Genomic DNA, 17,828 nt, shown 5'->3' with positions numbered 1-17,828 from the left:
CCTTATCTGGCAACGTTTTTAGTCGATTTCTCGGAAATACATAGCTGAAAATTTTTAAAAACGTCGTGCTTTGCTTACCTCATAAGCGATTAAAGGTAGCAAAAAAAGAATTAGATTCGGAGAATGAATCAGCCCTACCCCCAACCCCCCCGACATCGGGGGGGCAGGTGGGGTGTGGGGTGTGGGGTTTTACCCATTTTCAGGTGGTCAATTACCTAAAATTCAGGGAATTTTTCCCTGAATTTTACCCCCAATCACTCCAATGGTCGGCACTTTTTGAGGGGAAAAAAGTCTAAAAGCCTTATCCAACAAGGTTTTTAGATTTATTCAGCCAGCCCTAATTAGCAATTTATTCTGGTCAAAAACCCTAGCTGATTATTTTCATCTTAAGATAATCAATTCTACTTATTAAATCCATATATTTATTGTTTTTTATTAATAGTTAATGTCTTGACATAAAAACAACTTTAATATACTATCTACCCTAGATAGTATATTCAGAGATACTCAATAATCTAGAATCAAAATCTCCCGGATTAATTTATCGAGGTTTTGCTGATGCTTTTTCGTCCTACTTGGCTCGGTACTTTATCGCTTGTCCTTGCCTTAAATTTGCCCCTTAGTGCCTCAGAAACCTGCGTCCCGATACCTTTGATCGGTGGTCAAGGAAACCAAGTAACCAAGACCGTTTCTCAACCGACCGTTCCCAGCGTGTTCGGTGTCGATATCACTCGCAATAACTGGAATACCGATTGGGCGGTTCCGAGCGATCGCATCTGGCAAAAATTCGTGGCCACTATTTCCTCGGCTGAGGGTGGTTCCTTCGATATCCAGATGTACCTCAAGTACAGCGATCAAACCACGGGACAGTTTTTTAACCAACAAGATGTACGGATCGACCCAGGTAAACCCCTGACTATTACCGCCACACCGGAACCCAACGATGAACCCTATCAAGTCAATCTTTTTATCGGTGGTGTCAACCATTTCGGCAAGACCTACACGGTAACTGTTGTCGGCTGCTACCGCTAGAGCGTTTTTTTAAGAGTGAGGAGTGAAAAATTATGGGATTCTCGCCCTGCCGCCTGCTGATCTGGACTTTGCTCGGTTTATCGTTTCCCGTCCCCAGTGTTCTTGCCGAAGCGATAGATGACGGGAAAGCGATCGCTCCCGTGACCGTTGCCCCTTCCTTCTGTGAGGGTTTTACCCCCTTGACCAATAGGGTCGCCCCCTTGGTATTCGAGGGGGAAACCCGAACCGAGGAATTACCCGACAGTGCCTGTGCCAAGGATCTGGCGGGAGTAGGAGCGCCCGTTTTGCCAGCCTCTCCCCCCACAGAACCCACCCCGGCTGCGACCCCGAACGCACCGGAAAATCCCGCTCCCCAAGGCCAAGAGGATCGAGGTTGGCAGATTAAATTTCAGCCCTACGCGACCATTCCGATCAATACCTACGGAACCGCAACGGCCCGGGGACGTACCGTCAACTATCATCTCGATCTCGGGGAAGTATTACAATCGCTCCGGGTGACGGGTAGCGCGCGCGTGGAAGCCTGGAACGGTCGTTTCGGTTTGATTTTCGACGGTTATTACGCCAGCTTGAGAAACGTGATCAACCTCCAGAAGACAAGGGTTCGAGAGCCGAATTTTATCAACTCCTTGAATTGGTTGCTGAGTCAGGATGCCAACCAGAGAATTCAAAAAGCGATCAATGGACTCGAAGGCATCTCCCAGTCGGTCGATCGGATACAAGGATTAAAAGAAGAGGGGAGCTTTCAAGAGGCAGGAGACAAAATTCGAGCCTTACGACAGGATATAGCCCTAAAAACCGAACAATTAAGCCAATTACCATCGGCAGCCCAAGAATTGCGCGATCAGATACGGCAAGAAGTCGCCCTTCGGGAGGAACAATTACAGGAACTGGAAACGGCGATCGATAACGCTCGGCAACGTTTCCAGCAAGAGATCGTTCCGAAAATCGAGCAGGCGCAGGAACTAAAGACGACCCTCGCAGAAATTCGACAGGAGGTGCGGCAAGAGGTCGAGCGAAAAGCCGAGCGCCTAAACGAATTTAAACAGGCTCTTGACAGCCTTCAAGGACAATTGGCCGAACGCCAGAATACTTTACAAGAAATGGTCGTAAAAATTCAGACTCTCCCCGAGGTGGATATAGGTGAGATTCGGGATAATATCGATATTCGAGATCTCCGGGATTTAGAGAAGAAAATAGCAGAATTACCCCGCGATCCTGCCTTTAGCGATCGGCTAGGAAATTTGAAGGATTTTCAAGAAAAGCTCTCGCAAATACAGGAAGCTCTGGCTAGAGGGCAGGAAAAAATTCAAGAATTGCGGGGGTTAAAAGATAGCGAACCCCTGCAACAACTGCAAGCGAAGATTCAAGAGTTACGGGAGCTAAAAGATAGGGAACCCCTGCAACAACTGCAAGGGAAGATTGAGGAGTTGCGGCAGACTAAAGATAGCGAAATCCTCCAACAACTGCAAGCGAAAGTTCAGGAGCTACAGCAGTTAAAAGATAGCGAACCCCTGCAACAACTGCAAGCGAAACTCCAAGAGTTACGGGAGTTAAAAGATAGCGAACCCCTGCAACGACTCGAACAAGAAATTCAGAACGCCCGAGAATCGCTCGAACAACTAGAACAAACAATGCAACAGGTACAAGAATTCGCCGACAATCGCCAATTACAGCAACTCGAAGCGGATTCGGAAACAAACCTACAATTCGATCAGGGCATCTACGATTTCGCCGTCAGTTACCACATCGGCGCTCCGATCAGCCACGAACTGCCCGAAAAACCCTCTAATCGCTCTTTTCCCTTAATTTGGTTCCAGCCCTATGCGGGCCTTCGTCTCAATAGTATCAGCATCGATATCGAGCAAACGCTTACCGTACAGCTATCCAGTCCCCTCGTCAACTTCAGCCAAACCTTCCAACAAACCTTCAGTCAGGGGAGAACTTGGTTTGAACCGCTCCTCGGCGGGAAATTTGGGGTACAGGTGTCCGATCCGATCACTTTATGGATTCGGGGAGACGCTTCCGGTTTCGGGCTGGCCGGCGATACAGATCTAAGCTGGAACCTCCTCTTCGGAGTCGATTGGTGGGTGAATCGCCAAATTTCCCTGCAATTCGCCTATCGTTTCTACGGGATCGAGTATAAAAACGGTAGTGGCGATAACGCATTCGGTTTTACGGAAAACTTTAACGGACCCTTTCTCGCCGCCACTTTTCACTTTTAACTTAGTGTCAGCATTCGTCCCTCGCACTTAGTGCGATGGGACGGGGCTTTTCAAGGGGCGAAGTAATTCGCCCCAGGGTTCCCCTCAAGAATGCTGACCAACATATAGACAATTCCCCAAAACTATGTTATCATAGTTATAGTTTCTTGATAACTCTTATGGACAAAGCGTACAAATTCAGACTTAAGCCTAATACCGAGCAAGAAATAGCCTTAGCTAAAAGCTTTGGCTGTTGTCGTTGGTTTTGGAATTATTCCCTGAATTTATGCCAAGAAACCTATAAAACCACGGGAAAAGGACTGACACGAAACTATATTCAAGGACTATTGCCCAGTCTCAAAAAAGAATATGAGTGGTTGACAGATGCTTATTCCCAGTGCTTACAGGTTGTTGCTTTGAACTTATCGCAAGCTTATCAAAATTTCTTTGAGAAACGAGCTAGATTACCAAGATTCAAATCTAAACATGGTAAACAATCAATTAGCTATCCAGCTAAGGTCAAATTTGAAGGTGACTACCTCAAATTACCGGGTAAAGTTGGCTTAGTTTATTGTGTTCGTCATCGGGAATTTGCAGGAACAATTAAAACCGTTACTATCTCAAAAAACCCAGACGGTAAATACTACGCTTCTATTTTAGTTGATGATGGACAATCTCCCCTGCCCCCCTTGATAAGGGGGGTGCCGAAGGCGGGGGGATCTACCCTTAATCAGGGTGGTGACGAAGACGGGGGGATAGATGGAAAAGCCATAGGAATTGATTTAGGACTTAATCATTTTGCTATTACCAGCAATGGTAGTAAATATGATAATCCTAAACATTTTGCTAAACATCAACGCAATCTAAAAAGGAAACAACAAAAGCTATCGCGTAAAAAGGAGGGAAGTAACAACCGTGAAAAAGCTAGACGTAAAGTAGCTAAAGTTCACTCTAAAATCTCAAGATGTCGTGAGGATTTTCTCCACAAGCTATCCCGTAAGATAGTTAACGAAAACCAAGTTATTGCTGTAGAAAACCTCAATGTTAAAGCCATGGTACGCAATCATAATTTAGCTAAGGCTATTAGTGATTGTAGTTGGGGAATGTTTTGTACAATGCTTAAATACAAGGCAGAATGGCAAGGAAAAACCTATATCGAAGTTGATAGGTTTTTCCCTAGTTCTAAGACTTGTCATGTCTGTCTAAATCAAGTGGGTAGTTTATCCCTTGATATGAGAATATGGACTTGTGAACATTGTCAGACAACTTATGACCGGGACATAAATGCGGCAATAAATATTCGAGATGAAAGCTTACGGATATTGTCGTTAGGAACTAGCGATACTGCCTATAGAGGGGATGTCAGACCAAAAGCTGGGCGTAAGTCTGTCTTGAGGCAATCCCCTGTGAAATAGGAAGCTCTCAACGACCTTGAGAGTAGTTCACTTATTGTCATTTACCCTAGCCAAAAACCGCATGATTAGCCATAGTTTACCAGGTCGTTTTCCCAGAAATAATCCCACCCGTCGGCTGCGAGCTTTTCTCCTAGGTCTTTTCGCCGCGGGTATGACCGCTTTACCCCTAAAAGCCGCCGAAGAAATTGAATTTGTCTATACTCCCCTCGTCTTTTCCGTATCGGTAGCATCCCTAGAAACCTTTGCTAAAGAAGGCAAAATCGACGCTAATTTAAAAAGATTTCTGGCCAGAGCAACTCCCGAAGCAAGAGAGCAGTTTCGTGAAGCTTTATTAACAAAAATTGACATCGATCCTGTTTTACTATCTCGTTTTTTTAATAGTGTGATGGGTGCTGATATGCTCTCTCGTTTGGGCAAAAGCATCACCATTCAAGGGGGAATTAATGGTAAATATGCCCTGCGGGGTGCGATTGTTAGTGCCGCTTTTGAGCCGGGGGGATTAACCCTTTTAAACATCCTGAAAAAATTACCCAATAATATCCAGTTACAGGGGGAAGAAATCCTGGGATTAGCTAAAGCCCTTGATTATGCCGTTTATGTGGCGGAAATATTTATTAAAGATATGCGCCTCTGGACAGCCGAGGAAGCGGCTGCCGTTAAACCAGCGATTAATTATGCCAGTTTACCCGATTTGCGTCAGCGCGGTAGCTTTCAGGTAAAAAAAGAAGTTTGGAACCTAACCGATAGCAGTCGCAATCGCAGTTTATATGTGGATGTTTATATCCCGCAAACTTTCCGAGACGGTAAAACACCTGTAATTATTTTTTCCCACGGATTAGCCTCGCGACCAGAAGATTATGCCCAAGCAATTGAACATCTAGCTTCCTACGGATTTTTAGTAGCAGCACCGCAACACCCCGGCAGTGATATTAAATACCTGCAAGGAATGTTAGCTGGGTATTATCGCAATATTTTTGATCGAGATGAGTTTATTAACCGACCCAAAGATATTAGCTTTGTCATCGATGAATTAGCAAGACGTAATGCTAGTCAATTTCAAGGTAAACTTAACCTCACTAATGTGGGAGTAGCTGGTCATTCCTTCGGAGGTTATACTGCCATTGCTGTTGCCGGTGCGTCCATCGATTTTGATAATCTTGCTAAAGATTGTAACCGTCCTTATTCCGGGATTAATATCGCAATTTTACTGGAATGTCGCGCCCTAGAATTGCCTAGACAGGTCTATAATTTTCGCGATGAACGAGTCACGGCCGTCTTTGCAGCTAATCCCGTTAACCGCAGTATTTTTGGGGAAAAAGGTTTAAGTAAAATCTCGATTCCTGTCCTCCTGGGTTCTGGAAGTTATGACCCGGCAGCTAATCCGATTTTTGAACAGGCCATTCCTTTTACTTGGTTAAAAACGCCAGATAAATATCTGGCCATGGTCGAGGGACAAGCTCATGTAAATTTTACGGAATTGGATGCAGGAATGCAGAAAACCCTGGAATCTGTGGTCGATATCACTTTGCCTAATCAAAATTTAATCGAGGATTATACGGGGGCTTTATTGGTGGCTTTTTTTGAAGTTTATATTGCTGATAATGAAAAGTTTCGTCCTTTTCTTCTGTCTAGTTATGCAGAATATCTCAGTCAGGGACAAAAGTTTAAATTAGACTTTATTACTGCCGCTTCTGACGAGAAATTATCTCAATTAATTGAAAAATTGCGAGTACATAGGCAATAGTAAAACGTAGGGTGCGTTAGACGGCAAAAATTCCTGTTTTGACTTGAAGGTAACAATCCGTCCTAACGCACCACCTATCATCAACTAAGTAAAACGTAGGGTGCGTTAGACGGCAAAAATTCCTGTTGCGACTTGAAGGTAACAATCCGTCCTAACGCACCACCTATCATCAACTAAGTAGCTGGTTACAATTAAAGATAAAATACAAAAAACCAGAAGCCTGTCCCACTATCTAACAGTTAATTGAGATTACTTACTTATTAAGTGTCAAGTTCGTCGTTTTCTTTTCACTGATGACTGATGACTGATGACTGATAACGGAAAAATCTCCCCACTGCCCCCCTGCAAAAAAGATTCTCTTGAGTTGTATAATCTCTAAAGGATTAGCGTACTCAAGAAAAAAATTATTTCATGCTCAGAAAAATTAGACTATCATACTTTGGCTTAATTTTAGGCAGTATTTTAACGGTTATCGGGATCATCGGTTATGCCCAAGGTAACGCCACGGTAAATTTAGCGGGGTTTTTCTACGGATTACCGTTATTATTGGGAGGTTTAGCCCTAAAAGCTTCAGAAATCAAACCTATACCCTTCAGTCAACCCACTAGCCCCGAAATATTGCAATTGCGCCAACAACAGGCCACTGTCACCCAAACCAAACTTCGCAACGATGTCACCCGCTATCGCTACGGACAGGAAGTGCATCTGGATGAAGCCCTAGAAAAGCTGGGATTAAGCCCCACGGACGAGGAAAGACCGACTTTAGTGGCAATTCGTGAAACTGCTGTTGATTCCGCCTATTGTCTCACCCTAGAATTTGAATCGCCCCTTTTACCCCTAGAAAAGTGGCTGGCAAAACAGGAAAAAATCGAAAGATATTTTGGACCGGGAATTAAAGCCGAAATTAAGCAAGTTGACGAGGAAAAAATTGATTTAGCCCTAATTACTATCCCTAACACCTAAATGCTCACGCCTATTCAGTATGGCTTCTTGGCAATCTCTGCCGTGGCTGCCGGCTTAATTAATGCTCTTGCCGGTGGCGGTAGTCTGATTACTTTTCCGACGCTGATGGCGGTGGGTATCCCACCAGTGATGGCAAATGTGACTAATACCGTCGCTTTATGCCCCGGTTATCTGGGGGCAACTCTCGCCCAAAAAAAAGACCTGCACGGGCAACAAAAACGGATTAGGTTATTACTACCATCGGCAGTTATTGGCGGCATTATCGGTGGTATTTTGCTGTTAAATACTAGTGATAAAGTATTTGAGCGCCTGATTCCTTTTCTGATTCTTTTAGCGGCGGCTTTATTGGCTTTTCAAGATACTTTACGCTCTTGGTTGCAGCGGCGACAGGGGGACGAAAATGGTCATATCCCAGAAATTTTGGCGGTTTTACCCATCGCTCTCGCTTCAATTTATGGTGGTTATTTTGGGGCGGGTTTAGGGGTGATTGAGTTGGCAATTTTGGGCTTATTTATCAAGGATAATCTCACGAGATTAAATGCTTTAAAACAGTTGCTTTCTTTGGTGGTTAATGTAGCGGCATCTTGGTTTTTTCTCTTTTCTAATCAGGTAGATTGGTCGGCGGCGATAGTGGTAGCAATTGGCTCTTTAATTGGGGGTTTATTGGGGGGAAAACTAGCCAGAATTATCTCTCCTAGTTATCTGCGCTGGACTGTGGTAATTCTGAGTATTATTATCGCTACAGTTTATTGGCTTCGTTAACAAAATGTTTGTCAATAAGGTGTTTTATTGATGGAGATTGATAGATTTTTTCCTAGTTCTCAAATCTGTTCTATAGCGTTTCCCAATCTCATGAGGTACACCAAAATCTTAACTCCTGACTCCTCAAAACCTAAGACTCTGTACCTCACAACTATAGAAATTGCTATAATTGTCTCTATCATACCAAATCCGTAAGGTGGGCGTAAGTCTATCTTCAGGCATTCCCCCGTGAGTTCAGAAGCCCCGACAATCTCGCCCAGCGGGTAGTTCACCCTAAAAAGATTGTCCCACTTCTAAGACTTTCGTTTGTCCGTTGCGAGACAAAATAACCTGTTGACTACCAACTTCCACTAAAGTCCAACCGTTGATAAATTCCCCCGGAGAAATACGCGTCGTTATCCCCTTATTATCAAATAAAGCTGAAGATCGATCGCCTAAATCCATCACCCCCACCAGGGTATTTTTCACCTGATTATTAGTGGGAATAACCGCTGCCAACGGCCGATTCACTTGGGGGGCAGCCGGTAATGGTGGCGCGGAAATGTCGGGATTTGGGGGTGTAACCGGGGCAATTTTGGCAGTGGTTTTAGGGGGTTGGGGATAAACGGGAACGTAAATTCTTTCTATTACCCTAGGACTATTATTAACCGGTAAATTAGCGGGTGGTGGTGGTGGAACCGTGGCTACCGGAGAAGGGTTATTTTTAGGAGAAGGATCAGGATCGGGGGATGAAGTTGCACCTTGGCGATCGATAATAGTCAGAGATGATTGCAGATAGGCGATAAACTTTTGATCTTCTGGGGAAATCGTGCCATTTTGAGAGACAGGGGCATTTTTTTGACTGATTAGCCATGCCACCACCCAACCTAGATAGACGCAAGCAATGACAAAAATAACTTTATCTAGGGGCATTCTCGGATTTTCTTCATCGCCCGCTGCCATATTTTTTGCACTCCTCGATCGCTGCTGTCGTTTCGATTCTAACAGGATAGGGCATTGCCAAAAACAATTTTTTAATTTCCCCAAATCCCCCTAGGGGGGATATAGTAGAGAGAGAATGATGTATCTTAATATAAGTAAAGTTTTGTAACAATTCTGAAATCCTTTGCTCAACTCTACCCTAGTCCCCAGCAATCCCGATCGCCTGAAACCCCTAGTCCCTAACTGGGAAAAATGTCAATCCGTCTTTTGGACAGCAGCATTTCTGGTATCAGTCCCCGTGTTCATACAAGCGCCCCTAGTGCGCTACTATCCCGAAATTAGCCTAGGTTTAACCATTTTCTGGGTGGGGTTAGGGATTTGGCTGCTCAAACAAGCAAAAATCAGTCTTTGGGGAGATTTACTTTTGGGCTTTAGTTGGAGTTGGTTAGCCGGTTCTCTGTACTGGGGTTGGTGGCGCTGGGAACCCTTGCTCCATATTCCCATGGAAGCGATCGGGCTGCCCTTTGTTCTCTGGGGATTATGCAAAGGTCGCGGCAAAGTGGGCAATCTTTTCTATCTGGGTTCTTTGTTAGGAACAGCCATCACCGACTTATATTTCTATCTAACGGGACTAATTCCCTACTGGCGACAATTAATGACCGTGGAACTAGACCCCAACCTAGTATCGCCGATATTTCATAACGCTTTGGCCCAAATTCAGACCCCCTGGGGCATCAGTTGGGCGATCGTACTGCTCAACCTGCTCCTAGCGATCGGTATCTATCCTTTGCAAAAACGAGTGTGTCATTGGTGGGCATTTAGCGGAGCCGTATTGAGTACAATTTTAGTCGATGGTTTATTTTGGATTACCGCTTCTCTGGCCTAAGGGTTTTCCTAGCTAATTCCCGTTTCCACCTATTCACTTAGATAGATGAAAATGTGCGGAATCTCGCGATATAATGTGTAGTCACCTCCATCTATAATATTGCCGCTTATGTAACCGTGGATATACTAGGACAAAATCCTTATTTACTACTCCATACCGAGAAGGGACAGCGTTTTTTCCCTCTCGTGGGGAGACCTTACTGGACAATCGGACGGAGCAAAGATAACGCTATCGTGATTAAAGATCAGTGTATCTCTCGCAATCACGCTATTTTACAATCCACGGAAACAGGAGATTTTTATCTGATCGATCTCGGTAGTCGCAATGGAACTTTTGTCAATGGCAGAAGGGTAGCTATTCCCGTGACTATCCATGACAAAGATCGGATCACCTTTGGCAAAACCGAAGTGCAGTTCTATCGTCCTACTCCCACTAATATAGGCAAGCAACCGCACAATTTAGAATTGGATCCCCCCACCTCCACCGTCCATGAACGTCGCTTAACATCGGTGATAGTGGTGGATATACGAAATTTTACGGCTTTAACCCAGCAATTAGACGAAAAAGTGCTTTCTTCTCTGATTGGCAATTGGTTTCGCCATGCCGGGAGTATTATCCGCAGTTCCGGCAGTTGGGTAGATAAATATATTGGTGATGCGATCATGGCCATCTGGTTTCACGGCCAACAGGAAGTCAATCAAGACGATATCTTGCAAATTTTCCAAGCAATTACGCAAATATACAAGATGACCTGCGCCTTAAGCGAAGAATATCCCTTACCCTTTAAATTACGCATCGGTGCGGGAGTGAATACCGGTTATGCCATGGTCGGCAATACTGGCAGCGGTGAACATCCAGATTATACGGCGATCGGTGATACGGTCAACGCCGCTTTTCGTTTAGAGTCGGCCACTAAAGAAATAGGTAGGGATTTAGCCATCGGAGCCACTACCTACAGTCATCTCATCGGTTTACCCTATCTCCACCAAGCTTTTGAGCAAAATACCGTCAGTCTGAAAGGATACGACGATAGCACCATTACCTACGGAACCACTTTTGATGATTTGGATCGTTTCCTCGATGCCAATATTAGTGAGGAGATAACTGGAATTACAGGATTTATCGGCAGTGTCTGAAGATTGAAATTAAACGACATTTCAGTGATCAGTAAACAGTAATCAGTAATCAGTGAAAAGACAGTAGGAAACTTCTATTTAATACTGTACACTTAAAACTCAAATCTGATGACTGATAACTGATAACTGATAACTGATAACTGACCTACTCCTCGGCAGCGGCGAGAACTAAATCTTCCTCTTCCAGGGCGGGAGGAACTTCGATTTCTGCGACTACTTCCGAGACAGTCCGGCCTTCCGCTTCCGCTAGACGTTTTTCTCGGTATTTAATCGCCATTTCTTCCGCTTTTTCAAACACTAACGGGCGATTTTTGAGCATATCTCCCGGTTCTGGTTCTAATTGTTTAGTTGAGAGGGAAATGCGACCTCTTTCGGCATCGAGATCGATAATCATCACTTTCAACTCATCATTGACATTAAAAACCGTGTGGGGGGTGTCAATGTGATCGTGAGAGATTTCGGAAATATGCAGTAAACCACTGACTCCACCAATATCGATGAAAGCACCGTAGGGCTTGATTCCGCGCACGGAACCGATTACCACCTGTCCCACGGCTAAACCGTTCATCTTGCGTTCCACTAAAGCGCGACGATGACTTAAAACCAGACGGTTGCGATCCTCATCCACTTCTAAAAACTTTAAGGGCAATTCCTGACCGACTAAATCCTCTTTCGCTTCTCTGGTGCTAATGTGAGAACCGGGGATAAAGCCACGGAGACCTTCAATTCTGACTAATGCTCCACCACGGTTAGTGGCGAAAACATTCGAGCGCACGGTAGCATCTTCTTTTTGCAATTGACGCACCCGTTCCCAAGCGCGCATATATTCAATGCGACGGATCGACAGGGTTAGCTGTCCATCTTCATTCTCGTCGGTAAGAATGAAAAATTCCCTGGTTTCGTTGGGTTGTAAAACTTCTTCGGGATTATCGACGCGGTTGATCGACATCTCCTGCACGGGGATAAAAGCGGCGGTTTTAGCACCGATATCGATGAGCGCTCCCCGGGGTTCCATACTGAAAACAGTCCCGGCGACAACATCTCCCGGACTGAAATGATAATCGTATTTGTCTAGAAGGGCGGCAAAATCTTCATGGGTAAAGCCTATGTTTTTGTTTGCGGTTTTTTGGGTGGTCATGTACGTTGTTTGGGCCTCGGAATTTCCGTAGGTTTTTCCTCCTATGTGATGTACAGTTTCTAAATCAAGGAGATGCCTCCTAATTTAGTTTCTAGGTAGGGCCTAGGGGATGAACTGTCGCATCCGGCTTTCTTGCAGGCAATCCGCCTTAAGAATGACTTTTAAGAATCTAACCAGAGCTTGGGCTTTAAATAGCACAAGGGATCCTCATTATAACTGAATCGGGAACTATTTAAGACGAGGTGATCACGCTGGCTTCTCCCACTGGAGACCAAGAAGGATAGGCGCGTTCGATTTCGGAGGATTGCAGCAGAGCTAAAGCGGCGATAAAGTCTCTAATTCCCTGAAAATTGCCGTAAACCGAAGCAAAGCGCACATAGGCCACTTCCGATTCTTGCCGGAGGTATTCCAGGACTAATTGACCGATCTCCTGACTTGTTACTTCCCGTTTTGAGTCTTGCTGCAAACGGGATTCGATATCATTGACGATCGCCTCTAATCTTGAGTGAGGAATGCCGGTTTTTTCGCAAGCGCGGACGATCCCCCGCAGCAGTTTGCAGCGATCAAAAGACTCCCGTTTCCCATCTTTTTTAATCACCGTGATCGGCACGAATTCGATGCGCTCGTAGGTGGTGAAGCGATATTTACACTGTAAGCATTCACGACGACGACGAATGCTCTGACCGTTTTCGGAGGAACGGGACTCTAAAACGCGACTATCGGTATGCTGACAATTAGGACACTGCATAGGAGGCGCTCGGCGAGGGGAACCTTTAATTTAAGCCTTTAAATACGAAAACCAGAGCCGCTAACCTGCTTTTGACAAGCGGGCGGCTCAGGGAAGAAAATTATTAAGTTAAACGGAGTGAAGAAATTTACTTTTGAATCCGGGGAGGTTCCCGGAAGGCGATGGCGAAGAAAATTACCGACAAAGCCATAGTTAAAACTAAAATGTAAGCGACGCTTTCCATGGTTGGACATCCTACAAGACTGCTATAACAATCCTATAGTATCAGGAAATGAGCTTTTCGGCTTGTCTGGGGATGTAATCTACATCCCCAGAATCAGTGGCAATCTATTTAACGCTAACTTTTGCCCCAGCATCTTCCAGTTTTTTCTTGATGGCGGCGGCATCATCTTTGTTAGTGCCTTCTTTAACCGCTTTGGGAGCGGCTTCTACTAGGTCTTTCGCTTCTTTGAGTCCTAAACCAGTCAATTCGCGTACTACCTTAAGGATAGCAATTTTCTTGTCGGCGGGAACTTCTTCGAGAACGACGTTAAATTCGGTTTGTTCTTCCACAGCTTCAGCAGCAGCCGCAGGAGCAGCCCCGGGAGCAGCCATAATTATGCCACCAGTTGGAGCGGCGGCGCTAACTCCAAAGGTTTCTTCGATACCTTTGACTAATTCCGCAGCTTCTAAGAGGGTAAGGGTTTTGAGTTTTTCTAAGATTTCAGCTACAGCAGACATGGGTTAGACTCCTAATTGTTTGTAAGTGATTGATTGGCGCGGTGTCAAGCCGCTTCTTTTTCTTCTTGACGGGCCACGGCATCGACGGCACGGGCCAAAGATGCGGGAACTTCGTTGATGCTGCGGGCCAGTTTGGTGGCAATGGCGTTGATTGCTCCAGCGGCCTGAGCGATTAACTGTTCTTTCGACGGTAAATCAGCGATCGCTTTGATCTGATCTTCTGTTAACAGTTGACCTTTGGTCCCTTCTTTGAGGACACCGCCGCGCAATTCGGTTTTTTTGCTTTCTTTTTTGAACTCTTGATAGGCCTTGAAAGCTCCACCGATATCCTCTTTTACGAGCAGAAAGGCGGATGTTCCCGATAAAAGGCTTTTCATCGGTTCCCAGCCACTATCTTCAGCGATCGCCAAGCCCATCAAAGTATTTTTGGTGACTTTACAAATCGTTCCCGTGGGGCGCAATTTGCGGCGTAGATTGCTGATTTCGGCGACGGTTAAACCTTGATAGTCGATGACCATCGTTAATTGAGCTTCGCTAAGGGAGGTTTTTAATTCCTCTAGAATTACTCCCTTGCTTTCTCTGCTTCTCCCCATCCCTTGTTCACCTCCTGTATGCGGGGGATCGGTTCCAGAGGCGCAAAAACAACCCCTTGTAGCGCCGGGGTTGAGTGGAGAGAATTCAGTTCAGGCACGACCAAGACAGAAAATATCTCTCTTTAGTCTTTTTGGCTGCTGTTTTCTCGCTTTGACCTCGGCAGGGTGTTTAAGCTGTTTCGCACCTGCTGTCTTTGGCTTAAGCCAGTCCCTTATTATAACATTACTGCGGGATTTATGTCAAGCCCTGGGAAGGAGCGAGCGCAGCGATCGCATCTAAGACTAAATCCTGTTTTGAAAAGGTATCCGAGGTAAAACCGAGGGTTCCTTCAAACTGATATTTTAGGTAAATATTGAATCCTAGCTTTCTTGGGTATGTGAGCGGGGTTTGTGTTTGGTTCGGAGAGTAAAAACGAGGAGCAATTCCTTGAAAATCTCACGGGTTGACGCACAAAAATTAACCCCAGAAGAAACAGGAGAACTCGCTCCACTGCGAGCGATCATGACCAAGTCCCGCGCCAAGAATTAGAATTACTGGACTTACCCCATACAGAAATACTAAAAAATTAACAAAACCCTTACTGCCTGGGGCTTATCAGAAAAAGTTGACAAGCCACCACTGGGTACATTTTCCGCTTGAAAATGGCTGTACCGTTGACTGTATCTGGAGTAGAGCGATTCCGTAGAGTTGGCTGTATAGTGATCGCTAACCTGATGGTAACAGATAGTGTCATTAATCTCTAGAGTCAGCGATTCCCTCTGTAGCCATGTTTTTACTGGTTTTCTGCCTCGAAACAAGCTATAATGGTCGAAGGGTCAAATTGGAAAATTTTTGCCTCAAACCCTGTCTGCGTAAGAACTTCAGGATTTTGTGTCCAATAGTCCATTGGTATTGTATTGCTTTAACTCAGGCTCTGTAAGACTTTTAGCCATAGCTAGTATGTTTATATGGGGGAAGTCCAGGAATTAGTGAGAACTTTGGTCACGGAAAAAGTCAAGGCGGGACAATTAAGGCTTAATTATCTTTAATCGTCCCCGAAGAGCCAATTTTAGAAAAACTCAACGGGAAGAACTATCATGTTGACAAAAACTTTCAGCCTTCTCTCGGTCGTTTTAATCCTCGGACTAACCTCGATCGGGGTTGTTGCCGCTACTAAAGATAAGGCTACCGAACTTCCGAAAAACTGTCAGTACCTCAAGGAAGTAGCCACTAATCAGACCCAGATCCGCAAACAGATCGATGCCATAGGAAAGAAGAACTTTAACACCGATTTCGCCGTTCCCTCGGGGGTGAAATTTGCCTCTTTTAAGGGGGTAATGGTTCCCGAAAACGATGGCAAATACGGAGTGACGATCAATCTCAAATATGCCGATAATTCAGTCAATAGCGCCTTCCAGAAAAATGTCGAAATGAAACGGGGCGAAACCTATTCTTTACCCTTCCAATCACCCACGGGTAGACAGCCCTATCAGATTAATTTTAATATTAACGGAGCGAATAATAACGCCTACACGATCGCGGTAATGGCCTGTAAATAGCGATCGCTCTTATTGATAACCCTCTGGAGAGGCGATCAAAAAGGCGATCACTGGCCGACAGGAAAGTTTTCCGTCAGGGCTAAAGGTCGAGGTAGCTTTTGAATGGAAAGTCCCGCAAAAAAGACATTCCCACTCACGGATATTTAAACGCTTTCTTGCCACCAATATTCCCACAACGCCGAACTTCGATGACAGGAGAAGAGTGAGGATGGCGACTCGATTAAATTTTTCTAGGGAGCGGTTTTCCCTACCCGGGTTAAAGCGTCTGCGCTCCTATCGCTCGGCTTGGTTGCAGGGAGATGTCATCGCGGGGATCACCGTGGCGGCCTATCTCGTTCCCCAATGTCTGGCCTACGCGGAACTGGCCAGAGTACAACCGATCGCCGGATTATGGGCGATCCTACCGCCGCTGCTCATCTATGCGCTGCTCGGTTCCTCGCCACAACTCTCCGTCGGGCCGGAATCGACGACGGCAGTAATGACCGCCGCCGCTATCATGCCGCTCGTCGCCGGGGATAGTAGCAACTACGCCAGTCTGTGTAGTCTATTGGCCTTACTCGTGGGGATCGTCTGTTGCTTGGGAGCCTTCGCCCAGTTGGGATTTCTCGCCGATCTCCTCTCCAAACCGATCCTCGTCGGCTACATGGCCGGGGTAGCGGTGATCATGATCGTCGGTCAGTTGGGAAAAATTAGCGGGATGTCACTAAAAGCCGAATCGCTTTTCGGACAGATCGGGGAATTTTCCGAACATTTATCCGAGATTCACCCACCAACTCTGATTCTCGCCGCCGGTGTTTTAATTTTTCTGCTATTGGTACAACGTCGCTTTCCCAATGCCCCCGGTCCTTTACTCGCGGTTCTACTGGCGACATCGGCAGTATATTTGTTCCAGCTGAACGAGCGCGGCATCGCCGTGATCGGGGAAATTCCCGCCGGTTTACCGAGTTTGAAAGTACCGAGGGGTTTTTCTCCCCAGCAGTTCGTCTATTTACTCTCCTCGGCCATCGGTATCGCCCTCGTCGGCTATTCCGATAACGTCTTGACCGCGCGCGCGTTCGGGGCGAAAAACGACTATCGCATCAATGGCAATCAGGAATTACTTGCGCTGGGAGCGGTGAATATTGGCAACGGGATAATGCAAGGCTTTCCCGTCAGCAGTAGCGGCAGTCGCACAGCGATCGGCGATTCTCTGGGCAGTCGATCGCAACTGTTTTCCCTCGTGGCTTTTTTGATCGTAATTTTGGTACTTTTGTTCTTACGCCCGCTGCTTTCCCAGTTTCCGAAAGCGGCCCTGGGGGCGATCGTGATTTACGCCGCGCTCCGTCTGATCGAGATCTCGGAGTTCAAGCGTCTGCGTCGTTTCAAAACCAGTGAGTTCCGATTGGCACTCGTGACTATGTTCGGTGTCCTGTCCACCGATATCCTCGTCGGGGTAGGCGTTGCTGTGGGGTTATCGGTGGTCGATCTGTTCACGCGACTGATGCGACCACACGATGCGGTTTTGGGGGAAGTGCCGAATCTCGCCGGTCTGCACGATATCGAGGATTGGCAGGGTGCGACGACGATCCCCGGTTTGGTTCTCTACCGTTACGACGCGCCCCTCTGTTTCGCCAATGCGGAGAATTTTCGGAAACGGGCAATAGCGGCGATCGAAGCGGAGAAAGTTCCCGTCGAGTGGTTCGTTCTCAACGCCGAAGCGATTCTAGATATCGATATTACGGCAGTCGATATGTTGAAAGAATTACATCGAGAATTAATCGGCCGTGGTATTACTTTCGCCATGGCAAGAGTGAAGCAAGATTTATATCAGCAATTAAAAAAAGGAGACCTATCCGAGACGATCTCGACCGAACGTATTTATCCAACTCTAGAAAAAGCGATCGAAGCGTTTCATCGGAAATTTTGGGTCTGAAACCCCGCCGTTCTAGGTTGGCTTTACGTTAGAATTAAAAGGCCAGTCTCGAAAACCAAGTGGACGGCGCAGCACCTGGAAAACTCGGCTTAGGGGGTTCCGACCAGAAAAGCTTGGC

General features: G+C 46.0%; 16 protein-coding genes. 10 read left to right on the top strand and 6 right to left on the bottom strand.

The features are described from left to right. Window positions 1-558 precede the first annotated feature (558 nt). The 6 genes from O9324_RS12870 to O9324_RS12845 all read left to right on the top strand — a co-directional run bounded on the left by O9324_RS12870 (window position 559) and on the right by O9324_RS12845 (window position 8,117). Window positions 559-1,032: a hypothetical protein gene (locus O9324_RS12870; RefSeq protein WP_002767760.1), complete on the top strand. Its 474-nt coding sequence runs from the start codon at window positions 559-561 to the stop codon at window positions 1,030-1,032. Between the two features lie 32 nt (window positions 1,033-1,064). Beyond that, a complete protein-coding gene (locus O9324_RS12865; protein WP_288140391.1) occupies window positions 1,065-3,254 on the top strand; it encodes a coiled-coil domain-containing protein in 2,190 nt (729 codons plus the stop codon). A 158-nt stretch (window positions 3,255-3,412) separates the two neighbouring features. After that, window positions 3,413-4,648, top strand: a complete 1,236-nt coding sequence (locus tag O9324_RS12860) for an RNA-guided endonuclease InsQ/TnpB family protein (protein WP_287630116.1) — start codon at window positions 3,413-3,415, stop codon at window positions 4,646-4,648. A gap of 61 nt (window positions 4,649-4,709) precedes the next feature. Next, window positions 4,710-6,392: an alpha/beta hydrolase gene (locus O9324_RS12855; protein ID WP_288140392.1), complete on the top strand. Its 1,683-nt coding sequence runs from the start codon at window positions 4,710-4,712 to the stop codon at window positions 6,390-6,392. A gap of 411 nt (window positions 6,393-6,803) precedes the next feature. Next, window positions 6,804-7,355, top strand: a complete 552-nt coding sequence (locus tag O9324_RS12850) for a DUF2854 domain-containing protein (RefSeq protein ID WP_288140390.1) — start codon at window positions 6,804-6,806, stop codon at window positions 7,353-7,355. Then, complete coding sequence (locus tag O9324_RS12845; protein WP_002767753.1) at window positions 7,356-8,117, top strand: sulfite exporter TauE/SafE family protein; 762 nt, start codon at window positions 7,356-7,358, stop codon at window positions 8,115-8,117. Window positions 8,118-8,390: 273 nt separating this feature from the next. Here O9324_RS12845 and O9324_RS12840 read toward each other — a convergent pair whose 3' ends face one another. Further along, window positions 8,391-9,059 carry a hypothetical protein gene (locus O9324_RS12840; RefSeq protein ID WP_287630656.1) on the bottom strand — a complete coding sequence of 223 codons (669 nt, stop codon included), beginning with the start codon at window positions 9,057-9,059 and terminating at the stop codon, window positions 8,391-8,393. 163 nt (window positions 9,060-9,222) lie between these two features. Between O9324_RS12840 and O9324_RS12835 the strand changes: the two genes are divergently transcribed. Further along, window positions 9,223-9,924 (top strand): DUF3120 domain-containing protein, encoded by a 702-nt coding sequence (locus tag O9324_RS12835; protein ID WP_288140389.1) that lies wholly within the window; start codon window positions 9,223-9,225, stop codon window positions 9,922-9,924. A 116-nt stretch (window positions 9,925-10,040) separates the two neighbouring features. Further along, window positions 10,041-11,060 carry an adenylate/guanylate cyclase domain-containing protein gene (locus tag O9324_RS12830; RefSeq protein ID WP_288140388.1) on the top strand — a complete coding sequence of 340 codons (1,020 nt, stop codon included), beginning with the start codon at window positions 10,041-10,043 and terminating at the stop codon, window positions 11,058-11,060. Window positions 11,061-11,205: 145 nt separating this feature from the next. Here the strand turns inward: O9324_RS12830 and O9324_RS12825 are convergent, their stop codons facing one another. The 5 genes from O9324_RS12825 to rplJ form a co-directional block, all read right to left on the bottom strand. After that, window positions 11,206-12,198 (bottom strand): 30S ribosomal protein S1, encoded by a 993-nt coding sequence (locus O9324_RS12825; protein ID WP_002757124.1) that lies wholly within the window; start codon window positions 12,196-12,198, stop codon window positions 11,206-11,208. 232 nt (window positions 12,199-12,430) lie between these two features. After that, on the bottom strand, window positions 12,431-12,946 hold the full coding sequence (gene nrdR / locus O9324_RS12820) for a transcriptional regulator NrdR (protein WP_287630654.1): 516 nt from the start codon (window positions 12,944-12,946) through the stop codon (window positions 12,431-12,433). Between the two features lie 127 nt (window positions 12,947-13,073). Further along, the gene (locus O9324_RS12815; protein ID WP_012267019.1) at window positions 13,074-13,169 is read right to left on the bottom strand and encodes a photosystem II reaction center protein T; all 96 of its coding nucleotides are present in this window, start codon (window positions 13,167-13,169) and stop codon (window positions 13,074-13,076) included. Window positions 13,170-13,273: 104 nt separating this feature from the next. Continuing rightward, entirely contained in the window at window positions 13,274-13,666 is a 393-nt protein-coding gene (gene rplL, locus O9324_RS12810) for a 50S ribosomal protein L7/L12 (RefSeq protein WP_002736522.1), read from the bottom strand. A 44-nt stretch (window positions 13,667-13,710) separates the two neighbouring features. Next, the gene (gene rplJ, locus O9324_RS12805) at window positions 13,711-14,259 is read right to left on the bottom strand and encodes a 50S ribosomal protein L10 (RefSeq protein WP_002737633.1); all 549 of its coding nucleotides are present in this window, start codon (window positions 14,257-14,259) and stop codon (window positions 13,711-13,713) included. A 1,077-nt stretch (window positions 14,260-15,336) separates the two neighbouring features. On the opposite strand from rplJ, the gene O9324_RS12800 reads away from it, so the two are divergent. Together O9324_RS12800 and O9324_RS12795 are read left to right on the top strand one after the other, a co-directional pair. Then, the gene (locus O9324_RS12800; RefSeq protein WP_288140387.1) at window positions 15,337-15,798 is read left to right on the top strand and encodes a hypothetical protein; all 462 of its coding nucleotides are present in this window, start codon (window positions 15,337-15,339) and stop codon (window positions 15,796-15,798) included. A gap of 208 nt (window positions 15,799-16,006) precedes the next feature. Then, a complete protein-coding gene (locus O9324_RS12795; protein ID WP_288140386.1) occupies window positions 16,007-17,710 on the top strand; it encodes an SLC26/SulP family anion transporter in 1,704 nt (567 codons plus the stop codon). Window positions 17,711-17,828 lie beyond the last annotated feature (118 nt).

This window comes from Microcystis sp. LE19-84.1B (assembly GCF_027531875.1).
Lineage (GTDB): Bacteria > Cyanobacteriota > Cyanobacteriia > Cyanobacteriales > Microcystaceae > Microcystis > Microcystis panniformis.
The sequence above is the reverse complement of the archived record's forward strand: the minus strand, read 5'-3'. Positions and strand labels throughout refer to the sequence as shown.